Source organism: Actinoplanes sp. NBC_00393 (genome assembly GCF_036053395.1).
Taxonomy (GTDB): domain Bacteria; phylum Actinomycetota; class Actinomycetes; order Mycobacteriales; family Micromonosporaceae; genus Actinoplanes.
The window spans coordinates 7,252,659-7,274,111 of record NZ_CP107942.1 but is presented as its reverse complement, the minus strand read 5'-3'; the positions used below and the strand labels follow the sequence as shown (position 1 = coordinate 7,274,111).

Sequence of the window (21,453 nt, the reverse complement as noted above, 5' to 3'; positions counted from 1 at the left end):
TGAGTGCTGTCTCCCGGCGCGGGAAGCGACCGTGAGAGCCAGCTGGGGGTCAGCTGAAGTGGGCGAGGGTTTCGTCGATCAGGGTGCGGTCCCAGTGCAGGGCGCCGGAATCGAGGTCGGCGGCGACGGTGTGGAGCCAGGTGATCTCGGCGCGGAGGGCGGCCAGACGGTACTCGTCCTCGATCAGGAAGATCCGGGGGAGGCCGGGCGGCGCCTGGGCGGCGATGGCGGCGGCGCGTTCCTCCTGGATGGCGGCGCGGCGTAGCAGTAGGTCGCGGCTTTCGGCCGGGGTGAGCATCGGCAGGAAGGCGAGGGCGACCGGCAGTTCGGGGAACTCGCGGGCCGGGGTCGGCAGCATCTCTAGGAGCCAGCGCCGCAGGGTGGCGGCGCCTTCGTCGGTCACTTCATAGACGGTTCGCTCGGGGCGGCCGGCTTCCCGGGTGGTGGCGCCGGGGCGGACCAGATCTTCCCGGACCAGGCGGTCGAGGGTCTGGTAGACGCTGTTGCGCTGCGCCACGTTGACCAGCTGGTCCTGGCCGCGTTCCTTGATCACCTGCTGCATCCGGTACGGGTGCATCGGCGCCTCCACGAGCAGTGCCAGCAGAACCATCGCCAGGGGAGACCGCTTCATGGCGGCCAGCTTAGGCCTTGACGATTGTTAGTCATTGCATCAATAGTTATAACATGACTAAGGAAGCGAGAAGTGCCATCGTGATCGGCGGAGGGATCGCGGGCACCGCGACGGCCGTAGCCCTCCGGTATGCCGGGTTTCAGCCGGTGATCTACGAAGCCGGCGAGCCCGCTGTCGATGAGCGGGGCGCGTTCCTCACCCTCGCGGTGAACGGGATCAATGCTCTGCGCTCGCTCGGGATGGATCCGGCGCGTGTGCTGGCCCGCGGCTTCCCGACGCCGTCGATCGCCCTCCGGGGTGCATCCGGCCGGCTGCTCGCGGAGGTGCCGCTGGGCGGCCCGCTGGCCGACGGGGTGGTCACCACCACGATTCGGCGGGCCGACCTCTACGCCGCCCTGCGCGCGGAGGTGGCGGCCCTGGGTGTGCCCATCGTGTACGGCGCCCGGCTGGTCGCGGTCAGCGAAGGCAAGCGGGGTGAAGGGGAGAGGGGCGAAGGCAGGCGGGGTGAAGGGGAGAGAGGCGAAGGAGGGCGAGGTGAAAGGGAGAGAGGCGAAGGCGCGCAGGGTAAGGAAAAGCAAGGCGGCGGTGGGGGCGGTGAAGAGGCAGGGGAGGTCACCGCGAGGTTCGAGGACGGGCGGACTGCGAGTGGCCGATTGCTGGTCGGAGCGGATGGGCTGCATTCGCGTACCCGGCAGGTTTTGAATCCTGGCGCGCCGGCGCCGCACTATCTCGGGCTGCTCAATGCGGGTGGGTTCACCGCCGGGCCGGTGGATGGGCCGCCGCCCGGGGTGATGCAGATGTCCTTCGGGCGGCGGGCGTTCTTCGGCTGGGTGAGCGCGCCGGACGGCTCGGTGTGGTGGTTCGCGAATCCGCCGCGCAAGCGCCCGATGGAGCCGGGCGAGTTCTCTCCGGAGGCTTGGCGTGCGTATTTGATGGATCTTTTCGCGGGGGAGCCGGCGGCTGACTTCATCGCGGCTTCGGACGAGATCGTGGGGCCGTGGAACACCCGGGATCTGCGGCGGGTCCGGGTCTGGCAGCGCGGCCGGATCGTGCTGGTCGGCGATGCCGCGCACGCCGTGGCGCCGTCGTCCGGGCAGGGGGCGGCGATGGCGCTGGAGGATGCCGTGGCGCTCGGCCGACAGCTGAAGGAGAGAGCGCTGCGGGAGGCGCTCGCGGCCTACGAGGCCAGCCGCCGTCCGCGGGTGGAGAAGGTGGTCGCCTATGGCCGCCGGACCAGCAACGGGAAGGTTCTGGGACCGGTCGGCGCGGCCATCCGGGACGCCATGCTGCCGATGATCATGCGCCGGATGCATCGCCGGGGTGATCCGCAGGCGTGGATCCTGGACCACCGCATGCCCAGCCTGACTGAAGCCGCCGGTCGCTGAAACCGCTGCGGGGCGGCGCGAAAACCTGAAGCCGCCGGTCGCTGACACCACCGATCGGGCGGCGTGGAGAAACCGGCGGCCCGCCGGCCGCGCACCGCCGCCGGTCGGGCGGCGCGGGTCGGCAGGCGGTGGCATGACGGTGGCATTGCCCCGGCGGCGTGGCGGACGCCACCGGGGCCTGAGGGGCCGTCCGGAACCACTCTCGGTGATCGAGCGCCGGAGCGACAGAACGCCGAAGAAGACAATCCGAACAATGATCTCAAGCTGACCATCCCGAGTGGGTCATAGCCTTAATGATCGTTCAGTTCTGCGCTACGGTGTCGGCATGGACGCTGCCGAGATCGCCGCCGGCCGGGAGCGCTGGCAACGGCGCTACGATGCGGCCCGCAAGCGGGACGCCGACTTCACCACGCTCTCCGGTTCGACGGTGGACCCGGTCTACGGGCCGCCCGACGGCGTCGAGTACCCCGGCTTCGAGCGGATCGGGTGGCCGGGCGAGTTCCCGTACACCCGTGGTCTTTATCCGACCGGCTATCGCGGGCGGACCTGGACCATCCGCCAGTTCGCGGGCTTCGGCAACGCCCGGCAGACCAACGAGCGCTACAAGATGATCCTCGCTGCCGGCGGCGGCGGGCTGAGCGTCGCGTTCGACATGCCCACCCTGATGGGCCGCGACTCGGACGAGCCGCAGTCGCTCGGCGAGGTCGGCCACTGCGGCGTCGCGATCGACTCGGCCGCCGACATGGACGTGCTCTTCGACGGCATCCCGCTGCAGGACGTCACCACGAGCATGACCATTTCCGGTCCGGCAGTGCCGGTCTTCTGCATGTACCTGGTGGCCGCCGAACGCCAGGGCGCCTCGATCAAAGATCTTGACGGCACCCTGCAGACGGACATCTTCAAGGAGTACATCGCGCAGAAGGAGTGGCTCTTCGAACCGGAGCCGCACCTGCGCCTGATCGGCGACCTGATGGAGTACTGCGCTCGCGAGATCCCTCGTTACAAGCCGTTGTCGGTCAGCGGCTATCACATCCGGGAGGCGGGTTCGACCGCTGCGCAGGAGCTGGCCTACACCCTGGCCGACGGCTTCGGCTACGTCGAGCTCGGGCTCTCCCGCGGGCTGGACGTCAACACCTTCGCGCCCGGGCTGAGCTTCTTCTTCGACGCGCACGTCGACTTCTTCGAGGAGATCGCCAAGTTCCGCGCCGCCCGCCGGATCTGGGCCCGGCACCTGCGCGACGACTACGGGGCGACCAGCGAGAAAGCGCTGTGGCTGAAGTTCCACACGCAGACCGCCGGGGTCTCGCTGACCGCGCAGCAGCCGGTCAACAACGTGGTGCGTACCGCCGTCGAAGCCCTGGCCGCGGTGCTCGGCGGCACGAACTCGCTGCACACCAACGCGCTCGACGAGACGCTCGCGCTGCCCACCGACGAGTCCGCCGAGATCGCCCTGCGCACCCAGCAGGTGATCATGGAGGAGACCGGTGTGGTCAACGTGGCCGACCCGCTCGGCGGCTCCTGGTACGTCGAGGCGCTCACCGACCGGATCGAGGCCGAGGCGGAGGAGATCTTCACCCGGATCCGCGAGCTCGGCCACGACGGCACGATCACCGCGGGCATCCTGCGCGGCATCGAGGACGGCTGGTTCACCGCGAACATCGCCGAGGCGGCGTTCGCCTACCAGCAGGCGGTCGAGAAGCGGGAGAAGAAGGTGGTCGGGGTCAACGCGCACCTCGGCACGGTCGCCAAGGAACTCGAGATCCTGCGTGTGTCGCACGAGGTCGAGGTGGCACAGCGGCGCGAGCTGGGCGCTCGCAAGGAGAACCGCGATGGGGTACGGGTGAAAGCGGCTCTCGAGCACCTGGTGGCCGTCGCGCGTACCGGGGAGAACATGATCCCCGCGATGCTCGACGCGGTCCGCGCCGAGGCCACTCTCGGCGAGATCTGCGGCGTCCTCAAGGACGAGTGGGGGGTGTACCGGGAGCCGGCCCGCTTCTAGGGGTTGTGACGTCCGATATCGGGCGGCTGGTGGCGACGCGAACAGGCTGGACAGCGTGCGAGACTAGGTAACCATGAGCGACCCACGGACCACTCCGTCGATCTTCACCCGCGGCGCGGTCGATCTCAGCACGCTGCGCCCCCCGGCGCCGGCCAAACCGGCCGCGCCGAGCCGTCCCGCCCCGAGCGACGGCGCCCCGGCCACCGGCACCCCCGGTGCGGCCCCGGGCGCCGTTCCGGGCGTCACCCCGGACACCGTCATCGAGGTCACCGAGGCGAATTTCCAGTCCGTCCTGGAGCGATCGCTGACCACGCCGATCCTGCTGGACTTCTGGGCCGACTGGTGCGAGCCGTGCAAGCAGCTCTCCCCCGTGCTGGAGAAGCTGGCAGGGGAGTACGCGGGCTCGTGGATCCTCGGCAAGGTCGATGTGGACTCCAACCCCCGGCTCGCTCAGGTCTTCCGGGTGCAGGGCATCCCGATGGTGACCGCGGTGATCGGCGGGCAGCCGGTCGAGGGCTTCACCGGGGTGCTCTCCGAGGCCCAGATCCGGCAGTACATCGATGCAGTGCTCAAGGCGGCCGGGGTCAGCGTGGAGACGCCCGCCGACCCGCGGCTGGACGCGGCCGACGACGCCCTGATGACCGGTGATCTGGATGCGGCCGAGGCGGCGTACAAGAAGATCCTCGCCGAGTCCCCGGCCGACGCGGCTGCCGAGTCCGGCCTGGCCCAGGTCGAGCTCTACCGCCGGATCAGCGGCGCCGACCCGGCGACCGCCCTGGCCAAGGCCGACGCCGCGCCGGACGACATCGAGGCCCAGCGGCTCGCCGCCGACATCGAGGTGCTCAGCGGGCAGGCCGAGCAGGCGTACGCGCGGCTGGTCGCCCTGGTCAAGCGGACCAGTGGGGACGAGCGCGATGCCGTACGCAAGCATCTGCTGTCGCTGTTCAGCGTGGCCGGCCCGGACGATCCCGCGGTGGCCGGCGCGCGTCGCGCTCTGGCCAGCGCGCTCTTCTAGGCAGAGGGGGGCGTCGTGCGCCGCATCGCCGTTCTGGACGCGCCGTCCAACCTCGGCCTGCGCCCGCCGACCGTGACGTCGGTGCCGGGCTGCGCCAAGGCGCCCGGCGCCCTCCGCGACCAGGGCCTGCTGACCAAGCTGCACGCGCGCGACGCCGGCTGCCTCACCCCGCCGCGGTACGACCCGGGTGACTGGCGGCCCGGCGACGGCGTGGCGCACGCACCGGAGATCGCGGCGTACTCGCGGGCGCTGGCCGACCGGATCGGCGCGATCATCGACGGCGGCGAGTTCCCGGTGGTGCTCGGCGGCGACTGCTCCATCCTGATCGGATCCGGCATCGCCATGCACCGTCTCGGCGAGGCGGTCGGCGGCCGGATCGGCCTGGTCTTCGTGGACGGTCACTCGGACTTCCGGCATCCCGGTAACGCGTCCTACGTCGGAGCGGCGGCCGGCGAGGACCTCGCCCTGGTCACCGGCCGCGGACAGGCCGACCTGGCCGCGATCGAGAGCCGCCGGCCGTATTTCCGGGACGTCGACGTCGTGGTCCTCGGCATCCGCGCGCAGGACGAGTACCGGTTGGACCTGCAGGCCGCCGGCATCGTGACCCGCCCGGTCCCGGCCCTGCGTGCGGAGGGCGCCGCCCGGTCCGCGCAGTGGGCCCGGGACCAGCTGGTCGACTGCGCCGGCTACTGGGTGCACGTGGACGTGGACGTGCTCGACCCGGCGGTGATGCCGGCGGTGGACGCGCCGGATCCGGGTGGCATCGCCTTCCCGGAGCTGGAGCTGCTCCTGGCCGGGCTGGTGGAGTCGCCGCACTGCCTGGGCGTGGAGATCACCGTCTTCGACCCGGACTACGACCCGGACGGCCGCTACGCGTCGGAGATCACCTCGGCGGTGGTCGCGGGGCTGGCCCCGGTTCGGACGACGCCTGCCCGGCCGGATCTGATCGCGGCGCGCCGAGACCTGGACAACGGGGCCGGTCCGTCGGTGGCTGCCGGCGGTGGTGCTGGGTCCGTCGCTTCGGATGCTGCTGGCGGTGGTGCCGGGTCTGTCGCTTCGGATGCTGCTGGCGGTGGTGCCGGGTCTGTCGCTTCGGATGCTGCTGGCGGTGGTGCCGGGTCTGTCGCTTCGGATGCTGCTGGCGGTGGTGCCGGGTCCGTCGCTACGGATGCCACTGGCGTTGATGGCGGGGCCGTCCCTCCGGAAGCCGCTGACACCGATGCCGGATCTGCTGCTTCGGAAACCGTCGGTTCTGATGCCGCAGTCGGTTCCGAGGCTGCGCGCAGGGAGCTGGGTGGTCTAGGAGCGGCCGCTTTCGGAGCAGCCCACTCCGATCTGGTCGCTTCGGCCGGGATCGGGCGGCTGGCCCGCCCAAGCTGGGAAGAAAGGCTCTCCTCTGCTGAGGAGGATGCCATCGCACGGCGCCGGGCCCCGGCCGAGCAGGCCACGGACGGTCCAGCTGCGGGAGCGTTGCTCACTCCTGTGCCGGCCCCGGCCTTCGAGCCGGCGGTGTCTACTGATGTTCAAGAGTCCGAAGAGGCGTTGCTGCCGGCCGACGAGCCCGCCGAGCCGGAGGCGTCGGCGGTCGAAGACCCCGAGCTCGCCGAGGACCAGCCCGTCGACGAAGTCGGCGAGGAACGGTGGGAGCGCGAGCCGCTCGACGAAGTCGGTGAAGTCCGGCCGGAGCACGGGCCGCTCGACGAAGTCGGTGAGGTCCGGTGGGAGCACCAGCCGCTCGACGAAGTCGGTGAGGGGCAGCCGGAGTCCGAGCTGATCGACGAAGTCGGCGAGCCGCTGACGGAGCACGAGCCGGCCGGAGGAGAGGCTCAGTCGCCCGCCGAGGCGGATCCGGCCTTGACCGAAACCGATCAGTTTCCGGTGGATCAACCGGACGAAGCGGACCGCGCGGTGTCGAACGGTTGGGGAGCGGGCGATACCGCTGACAGCGACCCGGCACAGGCAGTGCCGAGCGATGCCGAAGCGAGCCGCGACGAGGCGATCAACGCCGAAGCGAGCCGTGCCGAAGCGAGCGGCGCTGAAGCGAGCGACGACGAGGGGATCGGCGCCGAACCGGCCGACACAGAGGCGATCGGTGCCGAAATGGGCCATGTCGGCTCCAGCGATGCCGGAGCCGAGGACGCCGCACCGATCGATGCCGGGTCGGACGAGGCCGAAGCAAACGATGCCGAGGCGGACCACGCCCAGCCGGACCACGTTGAGCCCGGCAGTGTTCCAGTGGGAGCCGGCGGCGAGCTGACCAGCGACGGTGAGCGGCCCGAGGTGCGGCTGCTGTCCCGGCCGCTCGGCTCCGCGCCGCTGCTCGACTCGGAGCCGTTGCCGGCCACCCGGCCCGGCATGCTTCGTCCCCGGCCGCCGCTGGACCCGCCGGCCGCCGGCGCGCTGTACCGCCCTGACCCGGGCTTTCCCGACGGCGCCGCCTGAGCGTTGAGGCGCACGCCGGCCCACCGGCGCCGGCCCCCACTGTGCCGCCCGAGCCGGGATCCGACGGCGCCGCCTGAGCAGTGACGTGCGCGTCGGCCGCGACCCGCACTGGCTGGGACCGGCAGCCGAGGTCTGCGCTGGTCGGGATCGGCAGCCGCGGCCCGCGCTAGGTGGGAGCCGCGGCCGCAGCCCCCGTGGCTGGGACCGGCAGCTGCGGCCCGTGCTGGCTGGGAGCGGCGGCCGCGGCCCGTGCTGGCTGGGAGCGGCGGGCCGGGCCGGCGGGTTACTTGTTCAGGTTGGTCAGGAAGCGCTTGGCGATCGGCACCGCCGCCTCGGAGCCGGCGCCGCCGTTCTGGACCATCACGGCGAAGGCCACGTCGCCCTGGTAGCCGATGAACCAGGAGTGGGTGGCCTCCGAACCGGTCTGGAACTCGGCGGTGCCGGTCTTTCCGAACACCGGCTTTCCGGGCACGGTTCGCAGCGCGGTGGCCGTACCGCCGGTGATCACCTCGCGCATCATGTCGCGCAACGCGCCCACCGCGGTCTGGTCCAGGGCCGGTCCGGGGGTGCCGGTGTTGGCCGGCGCCGGGTCGAGCAGCAGCTTGGGTGGCTGGAACTGGCCCTTGGCGACGGCCGCGGTCGCCGCCGCCATGGCGATCGGGCTGACCGTCGTGCTGCCCTGGCCGAACGTCGCGGCCGCCAGTTCGGTGGCGGTGCCGCCGTCGGAGACCTGGCCGGCGTACGCCTCGATGCCCAGATCCCACGTGCTGCCCAGCCCGAGCGCCGTCGAGGCTTGCTGCAGCCCGGCCGAGCCGAGTTTGGACGACAGGGCGGCGAACGCGGTGTTGCAGGACTTGGCGAAGTCGACGTGGAACTGCACCTTGCCGAGCGCCTCGTCGTGCGAGTTCTTGAATTCGCGGCCGTCCACGTTGTACGTCTTGGGGCAGTCCACGACGGTGTCCGCTTTGACCGCGCCGCCGGCCAGTAGCCCGTACGCCGAGATCATCTTGAAGGTGGAACCGGGCGGCACCTGCCCGGTCAGTGCGGTGTTGACGCCGCCGGCGTCGGGCCCGTTGGCGGCCGCCAGCACGGCACCGTCGCTGACCCGGATCGCGACCAGCGAGCTCGGCTGTTTCTCGGCGGCGAGGGCCTGGTCGGCGGCGTTCTGGGTGGCGGTGTCCAGGGTGACCTTGACCGGCTTGCCGTCGACCGGGTCGGAGGTGAAGATCGGGGCCTGTTCGGCTTCGCCGTCGGCGGCCTCGCGGGAGATCACCACGGAGAGGCCGGGGGTGCCGCGCAGCACGGTGTCGTACTTCTGCTGGAGCCCGCCGTGACCGACCATGTCGCCGGTGGCCAGGGTGTCCGGCCGGGCGCCGAGGTCCTCCTTGGTGGCGGCGTCGACGGTGCCGAGCAGTGCCCGGGCGAACTCGCGGGTCGGGGCGAGCTGCCGGGTCTCCTCGCGGAAGACGGTGCCGTCGAGTGGGCGTACCTCGGGTCGGATCTTGAGGTAGACCGGCCGGCGCAGGGTGATCAGGTCGATGAAGGCGCCGGGGTCGGCGGCGTCGACCCGGGCCTTGAGGTCCGACATGTCCACGTCGACGTCGATCTTCTGGAACGACGCGGCCAGATCCTTCTGTAGCTGGGGCAGGTTTTTGATCTCCTGCGGGGTGACCCCGACGACCACCACCGGCTGCGGCCCGAACAGGGCCTTGCCGTCGGCGTCCTGAATGGCGGCCCGTTGCGGGGCGACCCGGCGCAGCCGGAGTTTGTCGCCGGCGGCGAGTTCCGGCTGGAGGACGGCCGGTTCCCAGATCACGCTCCAGTCGTCGCCGGCCTTGGTGGCGCGGACCGTGCTCGGGTACGACCAGTTCACCCCGCCGGGCAGGGTCCACTTCAAGGTGATCGGCGTGCTGGCCACGTCGCCGCTGGTCTTCGAGTCGCCGGCGACCGAGAGTTCGAGCGGCTGCTGGGACAGGTCGCCGTAGAGCTCGCGGATGCCGGTCAGCACGTCGTCGGCGGAGATCTTGCCGCCGCTCGCGGTGACGAAGCCGACCTCGTTGAGGTTGCCGTTGCGCCAGCCGTCCAGGAACGCCTTGACGGTGTCCTCGGGCGGGTCGGCGGAGCAACCGGTCAACCCGCCCACGGTGAGAAGGAGCAATGCCGCCAAACCAGCTCGATAACGGCGCATGACGGTCCTTTCCGTGGGGTAGCAGATCAGACCGTAGTAGGCACACGCCCGTCATGCTGACCCGCAGCGGGTGATACTCGGCAAACCGGCACATCGCCGTGCTGGCACACCCGGGGTGTGAGGGGTGCCGGGCCGGTCGTTCTAGGCTGTGCTCGAACACGTTCGAACCCACAGTGCCGTGGGTGAGGGGAGCGCCAGGCCATGGCTGTCGCCGACGAGGCAGCGACCGAAGCTGATCAGACTGTGCCCGAGGATTTCGCGGCCGGTCCCGGACTCGCCCTCACCGGGCGATTGGGGACGTCCACCGAATCAGGAGAGCTCGACGAGCCCCTGCCCGACGCCGAACGGCTGGTGGAGCAGGCGGTGCAGCGAGCCGGCGAGGACCATTCCACCGCGTCGCTGGTCGGCCGCTTCTGGCGGTTCGCACCCGACGAGGAGCTGGTCGGTTACACGCCTGACGAGATGTACGCGGCCGCGCTGGAGCACCGCGAGCTGGCCCGCAACCGGCTGCCCGGTGAGCTGAAGCTGGCCATCACCGAGCCGACCGGTTCGCAGGGCCACACCGTCCTGCAGATCGTCACCGACGACATGCCGTTCCTGGTCGACTCGGTGATCGCTCTGCTCACCGCCCACAACCTCCAGGTCCACCTGCTGGTCCACCCGCTGATCGTGGTGCGCCGCGAGCCGCTCGGCGCGCTCGCCCAGCTCGAGGCCGACGTCGAGCCGGACGACGCGATCGAGGGCGACCTGGTGGAGAGCTGGATCCGGATCGAGATCGATCCGGTCCGCCGGGCGGAGGCGCGCGACCAGCTGCTCAACGAGGTGCGGCGGGTGCTCACCGACGTCCGGGACGCGGTGGAGGACTGGCCGCGGATGCGCCAGCGGGCCGTGGTGATCTCCGACGAGCTGGCGGCGGCGCGTGGCAGCGAGCACAAGCTCCCGGTGCCGGACAAGGACGTCACGGACACGATCGAGCTGCTCAAGTGGCTGGCCAGCGACCACTTCACGTTCCTCGGCTACCGGGAGTACCGGCTGGACGGCGGTGTTCTGAGCGCGGTGCCGGGCACCGGCCTGGGCATCCTGCGCGGGGCGAGCAAGCCGCGCAAGCTGGCTTCCGAGATGGCCCCGGAGGCGTACGAGCGAGCGCTGGAGAAACGCCTCCTGGTGATCACCAAGGCGAACTCGCGGGCCACCGTGCACCGATCCGCCTACCTCGACTACATCGGCGTGAAGGTCTTCGACGACCAGGGCAACGTCACCGGCGAGCGGCGCTTCCTGGGCCTGTTCTCCAGCTCCGCCTACCGGACGAGTGTGCGCCAGCTGCCGGTGGTCAAGCGCAAGGTGCAGGAGGTGATGGACCGTTCCGGCCTGTCGCCGCGCGGTCACTCCGGCAAGGACCTGCTGCAGATACTGGAGACCTATCCCCGCGACGAGCTGTTCCAGATCAAGACCGATGATCTGTACGAGGCGGTCGTCGGTGTGCTGCGGATGGCCGGCCGCCGTCAACTGCGCCTGTTCCTGCGCCGGGACGGCTACGGCCGGTTCATCTCCTGCCTGATCTACCTGCCCCGGGACCGCTTCACCACCGGCAACCGGCTGCGCATGCAGGAGATTCTGCTGCGCGAGCTGAACGGGATCGGCGTCGACTACACCACCCGGGTCACCGAGCGGATGCTGGCGCGGGTGCACTTCATCGTGCGCACCGATCCGGTGGCGCCGCCCGGGCAGATCGACCCGAACGCACTGGCCGAGCGGCTCGCCGACGCGACCCGCATGTGGGACGACGACTTCTCCCTGGTGCTGGAGCGCAAACTCGGCGACGAACCGGCGAAACGCCTGTTCACCCGGTATTCGACGGCGTACCCGGAGAGCTATAAGAACAGCCACACGCCGTACGAGGGGATGCAGGACCTGGCCAAGCTGGAGCTGCTCGAGGAGCCCGGCCAGCTGGCGATGCACCTGTTCCGGCGGCGGCTCGGTTCGGACGGCACACCCGAGCCGGACGAGCGGGACGTCCGTTTCAAGGTCTACCGGTACGGCGAGCCGATGATGCTCTCCGCGGTGCTGCCCGTCCTGCACTCGTTGGGCGTCCGCGTGACCGACGAGCGGCCGTACGAGATCCGCCGCGACGACGGCGTCATCTACCTCTACGACTTCGGTCTGCTCCCGCCGGCCGGCCACCGCGAGCTGGCCGAGGTGCGCCCGCAGGTGGAGAACGCGTTCGCCGCGGCGTGGCGGGGCGAGGCCGAGGTGGACGGCTTCAACGAGCTGGTGCTGCGGGCCGGGTTCACCTGGCGGCAGGTGGTCGTGCTCCGGGCGTACGCGAAATACCTGCGCCAGGCCGGCAACGTCTTCTCGCAGCGCTACCTGGAGTCGACCTTCACGGCGTACCCGGAGATCGCCGGCCTGCTGGTGAAGCTCTTCGAGACCCGGTTCTCCCCGGCGCTGCAGGTCGGCGAGGCCGAGCGCGGCCGCCAGGCCGTCGAGCTGCGCACCCGGATCACCGAGCTGCTCGACCAGGTGGAGAGCCTGGACCAGGACCGGATCCTGCGGTCGTACCTGACGCTGATCGAGGCCACCCTGCGGACCAGCTTCTTCCAGCGCGGCTCCGAGGGACGCCCCAAGTCGTACGTGGCGTTCAAGCTCGACCCGCAGGCCATCCCGGACCTGCCGCAGCCCCGCCCGAAGTACGAGATCTTCGTCTACTCGCCCCGGTTCGAGGGCGTCCACCTGCGGTTCGGCGCGGTCGCCCGGGGTGGTCTGCGCTGGTCGGACCGGCGTGAGGACTTCCGTACCGAGATCCTCGGCCTGGTCAAGGCGCAGATGGTGAAGAACGCGGTGATCGTCCCGGTGGGCGCCAAGGGCGGCTTCGTGCTCAAGCGCAAGCCGGGCGACCGGGACGAAGCGGTCGAGTGCTACCAGCAGTTCATCACCGCGCTGATGGACGTCACCGACAACATCCTGAGCGGCAAGATCGTGCCGCCGCGGGACGTGGTGCGCCACGACGGCGACGACCCTTATCTGGTGGTGGCCGCGGACAAGGGCACCGCCACGTTCAGCGACATCGCCAACGCGATCTCGGTGAAGAAGGACTTCTGGATGGGCGACGCCTTCGCCAGCGGAGGCTCGGCCGGATACGACCACAAGAAGATGGGCATCACCGCCCGCGGCGCGTGGGAGTCGGTCAAGAAGCACTTCCGCGATCTGGGCACCGACACCCAGACGCAGGATTTCACCGTGGTCGGCGTGGGCGACATGTCCGGCGACGTCTTCGGCAACGGCATGCTGCTGTCGCAGCACATCAAGCTGGTGGCGGCCTTCGACCACCGCCACATCTTCCTGGATCCCGACCCCGACCCCGCGATTTCGTACGCCGAACGCAGGCGCCTCTTCGACCTGCCCCGGTCCTCCTGGGCCGACTACGACAAGTCGCTGATCAGCGAGGGCGGTGGGATCTACCCGCGCGCCGCCAAGTCGATCCCGGTCAGCCCGCAGGTCCGCGAGGTGCTCGGGCTGGAGTCCTCGGCGAAGACGATCAGCCCATCCGAGCTGATGCGGGCCATCCTCAAGGCCCCGGTTGATCTGTACTTCAACGGCGGCATCGGCACCTATGTGAAGGCGACCGCCGAGTCGCACGCCGACGTGGGTGACAAGGCCAACGACGCGATCCGGGTCAACGGCTCCGAGCTGCGGGTCAAGGTGGTCGGCGAGGGCGGCAACCTCGGTCTCACCCAGCGCGGGCGGATCGAGTTCGCCCGCAACGGGGGCCGGGTCTTCACCGACTTCATCGACAACTCGGCCGGTGTGGACTGCTCCGACCACGAGGTCAACATCAAGATCCTGCTCGGCGGGGCGGTCGCCGACGGCGAGATGACCATGCCGGAACGCGACGAGCTGCTCGCCGCGATGACCGACGAGGTCGGCGCCCTGGTGCTGCGGGACAACTACGAGCAGGCGATGGCGCTCGGCAACGCCCGGGCCCAGGCGCACTCGCTGCTCCCGGTGCACCGGCGGATGCTCAAGTCGCTCGAGCAGCGCGGCGAACTCAACCGGGAACTCGAGGCGCTGCCGTCGGACAAGGAGCTCGCGGCCCGCGACGAGGCCGGCCAGGGGCTCACTGCTCCGGAATTCGCGGTGCTTCTCGCGTACGTCAAGATCAGTTTGGAGCGCGAGGTCCTCGCGGATGAACTGGTCGACGAAGCCTGGACCACTGATGTGCTGACCCGGTATTTCCCGACGCCGCTGCGCGAGCGGTTCGCCGCGCGGATGGCCGGCCACCGGCTGCGCCGGGAGATCATCTCGACGTCGCTGGTGAACGAGGTGGTCAACCGGGGCGGCACCTCCTTCGTCTACCGGGCGATGGAGGAGAGCGGGGCGTCCGCGGCCGACGTGATCCGGGCGTACGTGGTGATCCGCGACGTCTACGGCCTCCCGGAGATCTGGGCGGCCGCCGAAGGGCTCGACAACGAGGTGCCCACCCCGGCGCAGACCGCGGTCTTCCTGGAGACCCGGCGACTGCTCGACCGCGCCGTACGCTGGCTGGTCAGCACCCGCCGCTCGCCGATCGACGTGGCCGGTGAGATCGCCAAACTGCGGCCCGGCGTCGCCACCCTGCTGCCGCAACTGCCGCAGCTGGTGGTCGGCGGCGAACGCCGTGCCCTCGAGGCGCGGGTCGCCTCGCTGGCCGAGAAGGACGTGCCGCCGGCCCTGGCCGAGAAGGTCAGCCGGGTCTTCTACGGATTCGGCCTGCTCGACATCCTGGAGACGGCGGCCGCGATCGACCGGGACGCCACCGAGGTGGCCCAGGTCTACTTCGTGCTCTCCGAACGGTTCGGCGTGGATGCGCTGCTCTCGCACATCTCCCGCCTGCCGCGCGGCGACCGCTGGCAGACCCTGGCCCGGATGGCGCTGCGCTACGACCTGTACGCGGCGCTGGCCGCCCTGACCGCCGAGGTCCTGCAGTCGACGCCGGCCACGGCGGCCCCGGAGGACCGGGTCTCGGAGTGGGAACAGGTCAACGCGGCGTCGATCGCCCGCGCCTCCAACGCCATGGGCAACGTCGAGGATTCTCCGGCGGATCTGGCTGCGTTGTCGGTCCTGCTCCGCCAGATCCGGACGCTCGTCAAGACGTCGTCCGCTTCCTGATCAGCTCGATGGGTGGCTGGGCGCTGCGCGCCCAGCCACCCACTTCGTCGCTCCCCTCGGCCAACCTGCTGTTCCGCGGCGACCGCGTCCACCCCAGCGGCGTCCGTTCCCGTCTTGCTTTTCCGGTTTGGCCGTGCCTGGCTGGCGGGGACCGTTCCTGCTTTGCTTTTACCGGCCTGACCGTGCCCAACCCGCGTCCGTCGCACGGACTCACCGTTGGGCGCCCAGAAACGGGGCGGTCGCCTTCGGCGTGCGTTCTCCGCTTCTTTGCCCTGCGCCCAGCCTGCGCCACCCGGCATTCCCGGTGCTGGCACCAAACCTGCGTGGCGTCGGCTGCCCCGCCTCCATGCCCGTGAATCCGGCGCGTCTTCCGCTCTCCTGTCCGGCTCCACGCTCGGCGGGGCGCAGCGGGCTTGGGATTTGTCTCCTCCCGAGATCGATTTGCGCCTTTCATTCGTTCTTTCTGATCCTTGTGGCTGATTGGGTGCGCCATAGCGCACCCAATCAGCCACGTAACGCGATCGACCACATCAGGGAGCACCCGATCCACCACGCAAACGGGCTGCCGGGGAACTGGGCGATCGGGCGTGGGGTGCTCTGGGGCCGGGGCTGTTCGGGTGCCGGGCGATCGGGCGTGGGGTGCTCTGGGGCCGGGGCCGTTCGGGTGCTGGGCGATCGGGCGTGGGGTGCTGCTGGGGGGTGAGGAGCTGGAGGATCGGAGCCGGCGGGGTAACCGGGGGTTGCTGCATTCGAGCGCCGCGGAAGCAGTCCGCGGCAGGTGCGATTCGCATGTCGGATTTGTCGCCCCGGATGCGGCCTGAGCACGGCGGCAACCACGGAACCCGGATCCACCACGTAGGCGTTGTCCACAATCTGTGGCTGTCCACAGGCCTGGTGGCGGGCGGTAGTGCCAAACGCGAGAGTTGCCCGCATGGACATCGACGAGGTTGGGCGGCGCCAGCGCGGCATCGTCACCAGGGCGCAGGCACTGCATGCCGGTCTGACGATCGACGAGGTGAAGCATCGGCTGCGGTCTGGGCGGTGGCAGCGGCTGTCGGCGGGGATCTACGCCACATCCTCGGGTGCGGTGCCGAGGCAAGCGTTGCGCTGGGCGGCCGTGCTGCGGGCCGGTCCTGGGGCGATGCTGTCCCACCGCTCCGCGGCCGAGGAAGTCGGGTTGATCGAGGCGGGATCGGGTCCGTTGCATGTCACGGTGCCGGCGGTCCGGCACATCGTGACGCCGAGGGGGACGGTGGTGCATCGCTGCCGGCATGCCGCGAAGCGGCGACATCCGAGTCGATCGCCGCCACAGACCCGCATCGAGGAAACGGTTCTCGACCTTGCTGTGGGGGAGCCGACCGAGACGGCCATGGGCTGGATCGCGGCGGCCTGCGGTGCGCGGCTCACCACTCCGGAGAGGATTTCCGGGGCCATGCGGCGAAGAGGGCGGGTCGCCGGCCGTCCGATGCTCGCTGGTTTGCTCGAGGACGTGGCGGCCGGCTGCATGTCGGTGCTGGAGCGGCGATACCTGCACGACGTGGAGCGCCCGCACGGACTTCCCGAGCCGGCCCGTCAGTCGCAGCGCCCTCGCGGCGGCGGCTACTGGTACGACGACGTCTACTACCCCGACTTCCGGGTTCGGATCGAGCTCGACGGGCGGGCCGCGCATCCGGCCGAGCAGCGCTGGCGTGACTTCCGGCGCGACAACTCCGCCGTCCTGTCGGGTGATGTGGTCCTGCGCTACGGCGCGGCCGACATCCGGGAGAACCCGTGCGGGGTGGCAGCTCAGGTGGCCGAGGTTCTGCGGCAACGCGGTTGGGCAGGCCGCCGGCAGCGATGCCAGTCGTCGTGTCGCCCGATGTGAAGGTGGTGAGCCGGGCTCCGGAGGGCTGCTCCCGAAGTCCGCCGTGCCCGGCTCACCGTCTGCGTCGCGGTTTCGTACTGGTCCCGAGTCGAGATCCGCGACGTCCCCAGACCCACCTGCGGACCTGACGCTACGTGACTTTCAGTGAGGGGCGGAATGGCTGCGGTCACGGATTGTCCGTTCGGTTGGCCCGATTCGGGCGTAAGACAACGACATATCCGACACCAAGAACAAGGAGCGCAGGAGTGATTACGCTATGTGATGTCGTCGCGGCGCACGTTATTCAGCAGGTCGAGCACCTGACGCAGCGCCGGGCGCAACACGCGCAGTCGGGACAGGCCGACCAGCCGGTCGATCAGAGGGACTGCGCCGTCGATCAGCCGCCGGGAACGCCGCTGCTGCGGAGACTTGTCGTAGACCCAGAACAGGGTGACGCCCATCCAGCTCAACCAGAGCAGTTCCGGCAGGTGCTCCCGAAGTTCGGAGTCGACCTTGGCCGTCGATCCGTCGAGCACCTGGCGGAAGAGGTCGATCGAGGCGTCCCGCGCGGGCGACGACTCGGGGGAGAACGGGCTCAGCGGCGAGGACGGCTCGGCCGCGGTCTTGAAGAACGTCGCGGCGAACGAGTGGTACGGCGCGTTCACGTCGATGCCGGCGTGCAGAACCCCGCGCAGGCGGGCCGCGAAGTCACGCTCTGTCGCCAGCACGGGCGCCGCTGCCAGGCGGTGCTCGCTCTGCAGATGGTCGTAGAACCCCTGGATCAGGTGTTCCTTGGAGTCGAAGTAGTAGTAGGCGTTACCGACCGCGACCCCGGCCTCCTTGGCGATGGCCCGCATGGTCGTGTCCGCATACCCCCGCTCCCGGAACAGCCGCAGGGCCGTCTCCAGGATCGCCTGCCGGGTCTGCTCGCCGCGGGCCCGCAGTCGTTTCCCGGTGGGCGGCTCGGTGGGCGGCCCGGCGGGGCCGTCAGCGGCAGCTGTCGTCACATGCCTCACCGTATCCGGGGTCCCGGGTGGACCGCCGGACGGCCGACGCGGCGGCGATGAAACTGCGGGCCAACGGCAGCATCGACGGGCCGGCCAGCCGGTCTGCCAGCCCACGGTAGTCGGCGAGCGCCCAGAGGCAGGCCAGCCAGGCGCCGTCGCCCGTGTAAACCGAGCCGGTGTCGGCGATCACGGTGAGATCCCGCAGCGTGGCGGCGTGGTCGAGGGTGGGGAACCGGTGCCGGGCCTCGGCCGAGGCGGCCGGGACGAACTCCAGTGGCACGAGTTGATCCCGCCGGTCGAGCCACAGATGGGCGGTCCGGCAGATCGGGCAACCCGCGTCGTACAGAACGGTGAACGAACCGATCCGGCCGGCCCCGTGCCCGGCCGGATCGGGGACCTCGGTCATCCGCCGGGCCTCAGGCGTGTGCCGGCGGCATCGGCAGTCGCGCGGCGGGCGGCAGCGGCGGGGTGCCCTGGTGCTGGCGGAGCCGGCCGCGCCGGTAGCGGCCCAGGATGAAGACGTTGCAGAAGTGCAGGACGCCGAGGACGAGCAGCACCAGGCCGACCTTCAGGGAGAGCGCCTCCAGCAGCTCGCTCGTGCTGGTGACGATCCGGTCGGACCGCATCGCGACTGCCACGTAGCCGAGATTGAGCAGGTAGAAGCCCATGGTGAGGAGCTGATTGACCGCACGGGCCAGGGTGGCGTCGGCGAAGACCTCGGCCAGGAAGATCTGGCCGTTGCGGGACAGCGTGGTCGCCACCCACACGGTCAGCCCGATGCTGATCGCGAGATAGACGAGATACATCAAGGCTTGCTGGTCCATGGCGTGCCCCTCTTGAACGTGTTCAAAAACGTGCCCCCTCAAGGTAGGCCTTTTCTTGAACGCGTTCAAGGATTCGGATCGAGGAAACGGAAAGCCGGCCCGCCGCGATGGCGGGCCGGCTGAGGAGGAGCGGGGTCAGTGGGCGAGGCCGAGCGCTTCCGCGGCGGCGCGGCCGTTGGCGAGGCTGGCGCCGTGGGTGGTGATGAACGCGCGGGCACCCTCCGGCCGCCAGGACGACGGCCAGCCCATCTCCACCACGCCGACGGGCCGGGTCGCGGCCAGTTCGCCGACCAGGGCGCGGCCTGCCGGGGAGCTGTGGATGCGCCGCCCGACCACCACGATCGGCCGTTCGCCGGCCTGGTCGGCGATGGCCTGCGAGGTGGTCGAGCCGGCCACCACCTCGACCAGCTCGGTGCCGTTCAGGTGCGGTTTCAGGCCCCACGGCACCCGGCCCTCGGCGATCGAGAAGCCGGCGACCAGCTGCACGACCAGTGGGGAGCGCAGGTCACCGGGGGAGCCTTCGACGGTCACGGCCCGCCGGGCGGCGGCCACGCCGAGCTCACGGTCGCGGTCCGCGGCCGGGCGCGGGGTGGAGCTCCAGGCTGCCAGGGCGGCGGTACGCGCCACCGCACCCTCCAGCCGTTCGAGCGGAAGCCGCCCGTCGCCGACCGCCGCCACGATCTCCGCCGCCACGGCTTCGACCAGTGCCCGGTCCACGTCCGCGCCGATGCAGAGCAGGTCTGCTCCGGCGCTCAGGGCAGCCACCGCCGCCCGCGGAATGCTGCCCGCGGTCCCCGCCGCGCCCCGCATCTCCAGGGCGTCGGTGACGATCACGCCGCGATAGCCGTACTCGCCGCGCAGCAGCCCGGTCAGCGCGGCCCGGCTGAACGTGGCGGGCAGGTCCCCGGTGAGCGCCGGCACCCGGATGTGCGCGCTCATCACGGCCTGTGCCCCGGCGGCGACGGCCGCGGCGAACGGCGGCAGGTCGCGTTCGCGCAGCACGGCCATCGGCACGTCGACGGTGGGCAGTTCGAGGTGCGAGTCGGTGACGGTGGCGCCGTGGCCGGGGAAGTGTTTCGCGCAGGCGGCCACGCCGGTCGATTCGAGCCCGACGATCGCCGCGCCGGTGTGCCGGGCCACGAGCGCCGGGTCGGCGCCGAAGGACCGGGTGCCGATGATCGGGTTGTCGTCGGCGGTGTTGACGTCGACGGTCGGCGCCAGGTTCAGGTTGATGCCGGCGGCCGCGAGGTCGGCGCCGATGGCCGCGTAGACCCGGCGGGTCAGCGAGGGGTCGTCGACCGCGCCGAGCGCCGCGTTCCCCGGGTACGCGCTTCCGGTCCGGTGCCCGAGCCGGGTGACGTCGCCGCCCTCCTCGTCGATGGCGACCAGCACGTCCGGCCGGGCCGTGCGCAGCTGCGCGGTCAGTGCCGCGAGCTGGCCGGAGTCGCCGACGTTGGTGCCGAACAGGGTGTGGCCGGCCAGTCCTTCGGTGAGCAGTTCGAGTGCCCAGTCCGGCGCGGTGTGCCCCGGAAAGGCGGCCAGGAGGGTGTGCAGGGCGAGTCGGCGAAGGCCGGGGTCGGTCGACATGTTGTCCTTCCGATGACGCAAAACTGGTCCGGGCGGCCTCCGAGCTGCCATGATCGCTCGGAGTCGATGAGCCACCCACCGGCTCGGCGACGTTGCCGACCGTTACGCTGCGGCTGCGTGTCGTGCGCCGACACTGTAACAGGAAAGAAACCTAATCATTAGGGGACGAACGCTATGGCCGCCACCCGCCTCCCGGGCACGCCCCGGCTGCTGCGCGCACTCAACGACCGTGCAGCGCTGGACCTGCTGCTCACGCGCGGTCCGCTGACCCGGGCCCAGCTCGGTGAGCTGACCGGCCTCAGCAAGGTCACCGCCTCGCAGTTGGTCGAGCGGCTGGAGGAGCGCGGCCTGGTCCGCCGGGTCGGCGAGCAGGCCGGCGGTCGCGGTCCGAACGCGCAGCTCTACGCGGTCACTCCGGGCAGCGCGCACGTGATCGGTGTGGACGTCGGCCCGGACTGTGTGGTGGCGGCCTGCGCGGACATCACCGGCACGATCATCAGCCGGGTCGAGCAGAGCACCAAGGACACCGACGATCCGGTCGGGGTCGTACACAATGCGGTGGTCCAGGCCGCGGGCGAGGCCGGCACCGACATGACTTCGGTACGCCGAGTCGTGCTCGGAACCCCCGGCCTGGTGGACCCGGAGTCCGGCGAGATCTCCTTCGCCCACGACCTGCCCCGCTGGCACCGCGGCCTGCTCGCCGAGCTGCGCCGCGACCTGAGCACCCCGGTCTTCTTCGGCAACGACGTGAACCTGGCGGCGGTCGCCGAGTCCGGCACCGGCGCGGCCACCGGCGTCAGCGACTTCGCGCTGGTCTGGATCGGCCGGGGCGTCGGTCTGGCCACCGTGATCGCGGGCCGCCTGCACCAGGGCGCGACCGGCGCCGCCGGTGAGATCGGCTACCTGCCGGTGGGCGGCGCCGAGGTGCCGCACAACGCCTCCCGCCGCGGGGTGAAGGGCGCCTTCCAGGCGATCGCCGGCGCCGACGCGGTCAAGGCGATCGGCAAGCAGTTCGGCTTCCGCGGCGCCGAGGGGGCGGACGTGGTGCGTGCCGCGGTCGCGGCCGGCCCGGCCGGTGAGCCGGTGCTCGACGAGCTCGCCCGCCGCCTGGCCCTCGGTGTCGCCGCCACCTGCGTGGTGCTCGACCCGCCGCTGGTCGTCCTGGCCGGCGAGGTGGGCCGGGCCGGCGGCGAGGCGCTGGCCGAGCGGGTGGAGCGCGAGGTCGCCGCGATCACGCTGGTCTCGCCCAAGATCGTGGTGACCGGTGTGGCTGCCGAACCGGTCCTGCACGGCGCCCTGCGGATGGCCCTGGACGCGGTTCGCGACGAGGTCTTCGGCTCGACGACGGACTGATCCGCGGGCGGCCGGACACCCGGGTGGGTGCGGC

12 protein-coding genes and 1 pseudogene are annotated in these 21,453 nt (G+C 70.9%); 7 read left to right on the top strand and 6 right to left on the bottom strand.

Going from position 1 to position 21,453, the window contains the following annotated elements; genetic code table 11:
- Positions 1-49: 49 nt before the first annotated feature.
- The gene (locus tag OHA21_RS33540) at positions 50-631 is read right to left on the bottom strand and encodes a PadR family transcriptional regulator (RefSeq protein ID WP_328461797.1); all 582 of its coding nucleotides are present in this window, start codon (positions 629-631) and stop codon (positions 50-52) included.
- A gap of 53 nt (positions 632-684) precedes the next feature.
- On the opposite strand from OHA21_RS33540, the gene OHA21_RS33535 reads away from it, so the two are divergent.
- From OHA21_RS33535 to OHA21_RS33520, 4 genes and pseudogenes are all read left to right on the top strand, one after another.
- Positions 685-2,016, top strand: a complete 1,332-nt coding sequence (locus OHA21_RS33535; protein WP_328461795.1) for an FAD-dependent oxidoreductase — start codon at positions 685-687, stop codon at positions 2,014-2,016.
- A gap of 325 nt (positions 2,017-2,341) precedes the next feature.
- Entirely contained in the window at positions 2,342-4,015 is a 1,674-nt protein-coding gene (locus OHA21_RS33530) for an acyl-CoA mutase large subunit family protein (protein ID WP_328461793.1), read from the top strand.
- Between the two features lie 73 nt (positions 4,016-4,088).
- Positions 4,089-5,030: a tetratricopeptide repeat protein gene (locus OHA21_RS33525; protein ID WP_328461791.1), complete on the top strand. Its 942-nt coding sequence runs from the start codon at positions 4,089-4,091 to the stop codon at positions 5,028-5,030.
- A gap of 15 nt (positions 5,031-5,045) precedes the next feature.
- Positions 5,046-5,949, top strand: a pseudogene (locus tag OHA21_RS33520) (arginase family protein); the annotation flags it as partial.
- Between the two features lie 1,806 nt (positions 5,950-7,755).
- On the opposite strand, the gene OHA21_RS33515 reads toward OHA21_RS33520, so the two are convergent.
- The gene (locus tag OHA21_RS33515) at positions 7,756-9,660 is read right to left on the bottom strand and encodes a penicillin-binding transpeptidase domain-containing protein (RefSeq protein ID WP_442874934.1); all 1,905 of its coding nucleotides are present in this window, start codon (positions 9,658-9,660) and stop codon (positions 7,756-7,758) included.
- Between the two features lie 201 nt (positions 9,661-9,861).
- Here OHA21_RS33515 and OHA21_RS33510 point away from each other — a divergent pair, with 201 nt between their 5' ends.
- Both OHA21_RS33510 and OHA21_RS33505 read left to right on the top strand, forming a co-directional pair.
- The gene (locus OHA21_RS33510; RefSeq protein WP_328461787.1) at positions 9,862-14,805 is read left to right on the top strand and encodes an NAD-glutamate dehydrogenase; all 4,944 of its coding nucleotides are present in this window, start codon (positions 9,862-9,864) and stop codon (positions 14,803-14,805) included.
- Between the two features lie 931 nt (positions 14,806-15,736).
- Positions 15,737-16,669 carry a type IV toxin-antitoxin system AbiEi family antitoxin domain-containing protein gene (locus OHA21_RS33505; protein ID WP_328461785.1) on the top strand — a complete coding sequence of 311 codons (933 nt, stop codon included), beginning with the start codon at positions 15,737-15,739 and terminating at the stop codon, positions 16,667-16,669.
- A 254-nt stretch (positions 16,670-16,923) separates the two neighbouring features.
- Here the strand turns inward: OHA21_RS33505 and OHA21_RS33500 are convergent, their stop codons facing one another.
- The 4 genes from OHA21_RS33500 to OHA21_RS33485 all read right to left on the bottom strand — a co-directional run bounded on the left by OHA21_RS33500 (position 16,924) and on the right by OHA21_RS33485 (position 20,066).
- Positions 16,924-17,655, bottom strand: coding sequence for a TetR/AcrR family transcriptional regulator (locus OHA21_RS33500; RefSeq protein WP_442874933.1), 732 nt, complete (start codon positions 17,653-17,655; stop codon positions 16,924-16,926).
- Positions 17,636-18,061: a thiol-disulfide oxidoreductase DCC family protein gene (locus tag OHA21_RS33495; protein ID WP_328461783.1), complete on the bottom strand. Its 426-nt coding sequence runs from the start codon at positions 18,059-18,061 to the stop codon at positions 17,636-17,638. The genes OHA21_RS33500 and OHA21_RS33495 overlap by 20 nt, the downstream gene beginning before the upstream one ends.
- A 10-nt stretch (positions 18,062-18,071) precedes the next feature.
- Positions 18,072-18,479 (bottom strand): hypothetical protein, encoded by a 408-nt coding sequence (locus OHA21_RS33490; RefSeq protein ID WP_328461781.1) that lies wholly within the window; start codon positions 18,477-18,479, stop codon positions 18,072-18,074.
- Positions 18,480-18,614: 135 nt separating this feature from the next.
- Positions 18,615-20,066, bottom strand: coding sequence for a glycoside hydrolase family 3 N-terminal domain-containing protein (locus OHA21_RS33485; RefSeq protein ID WP_328461779.1), 1,452 nt, complete (start codon positions 20,064-20,066; stop codon positions 18,615-18,617).
- A gap of 174 nt (positions 20,067-20,240) precedes the next feature.
- Here OHA21_RS33485 and OHA21_RS33480 point away from each other — a divergent pair, with 174 nt between their 5' ends.
- The gene (locus OHA21_RS33480; protein ID WP_328461777.1) at positions 20,241-21,419 is read left to right on the top strand and encodes an ROK family transcriptional regulator; all 1,179 of its coding nucleotides are present in this window, start codon (positions 20,241-20,243) and stop codon (positions 21,417-21,419) included.
- Positions 21,420-21,453: the final 34 nt, after the last annotated feature.

What these genes read in the sequence shown, in the direction of transcription:
- OHA21_RS33540 (WP_328461797.1), bottom strand. Translation starts at nt 631, where the DNA reads ATGAAGCGGTCTCCCCTGGCGATGGTTCTGCTGGCACTGCTCGTGGAG.
- OHA21_RS33535 (WP_328461795.1), top strand. Translation starts at nt 685, where the DNA reads ATGACTAAGGAAGCGAGAAGTGCCATCGTGATCGGCGGAGGGATCGCG.
- OHA21_RS33530 (WP_328461793.1), top strand. Translation starts at nt 2,342, where the DNA reads ATGGACGCTGCCGAGATCGCCGCCGGCCGGGAGCGCTGGCAACGGCGC.
- OHA21_RS33525 (WP_328461791.1), top strand. Translation starts at nt 4,089, where the DNA reads ATGAGCGACCCACGGACCACTCCGTCGATCTTCACCCGCGGCGCGGTC.
- OHA21_RS33515 (WP_442874934.1), bottom strand. Translation starts at nt 9,660, where the DNA reads ATGCGCCGTTATCGAGCTGGTTTGGCGGCATTGCTCCTTCTCACCGTG.
- OHA21_RS33510 (WP_328461787.1), top strand. Translation starts at nt 9,862, where the DNA reads ATGGCTGTCGCCGACGAGGCAGCGACCGAAGCTGATCAGACTGTGCCC.
- OHA21_RS33505 (WP_328461785.1), top strand. Translation starts at nt 15,737, where the DNA reads ATGGACATCGACGAGGTTGGGCGGCGCCAGCGCGGCATCGTCACCAGG.
- OHA21_RS33495 (WP_328461783.1), bottom strand. Translation starts at nt 18,061, where the DNA reads ATGACCGAGGTCCCCGATCCGGCCGGGCACGGGGCCGGCCGGATCGGT.
- OHA21_RS33490 (WP_328461781.1), bottom strand. Translation starts at nt 18,479, where the DNA reads ATGGACCAGCAAGCCTTGATGTATCTCGTCTATCTCGCGATCAGCATC.
- OHA21_RS33485 (WP_328461779.1), bottom strand. Translation starts at nt 20,066, where the DNA reads ATGTCGACCGACCCCGGCCTTCGCCGACTCGCCCTGCACACCCTCCTG.
- OHA21_RS33480 (WP_328461777.1), top strand. Translation starts at nt 20,241, where the DNA reads ATGGCCGCCACCCGCCTCCCGGGCACGCCCCGGCTGCTGCGCGCACTC.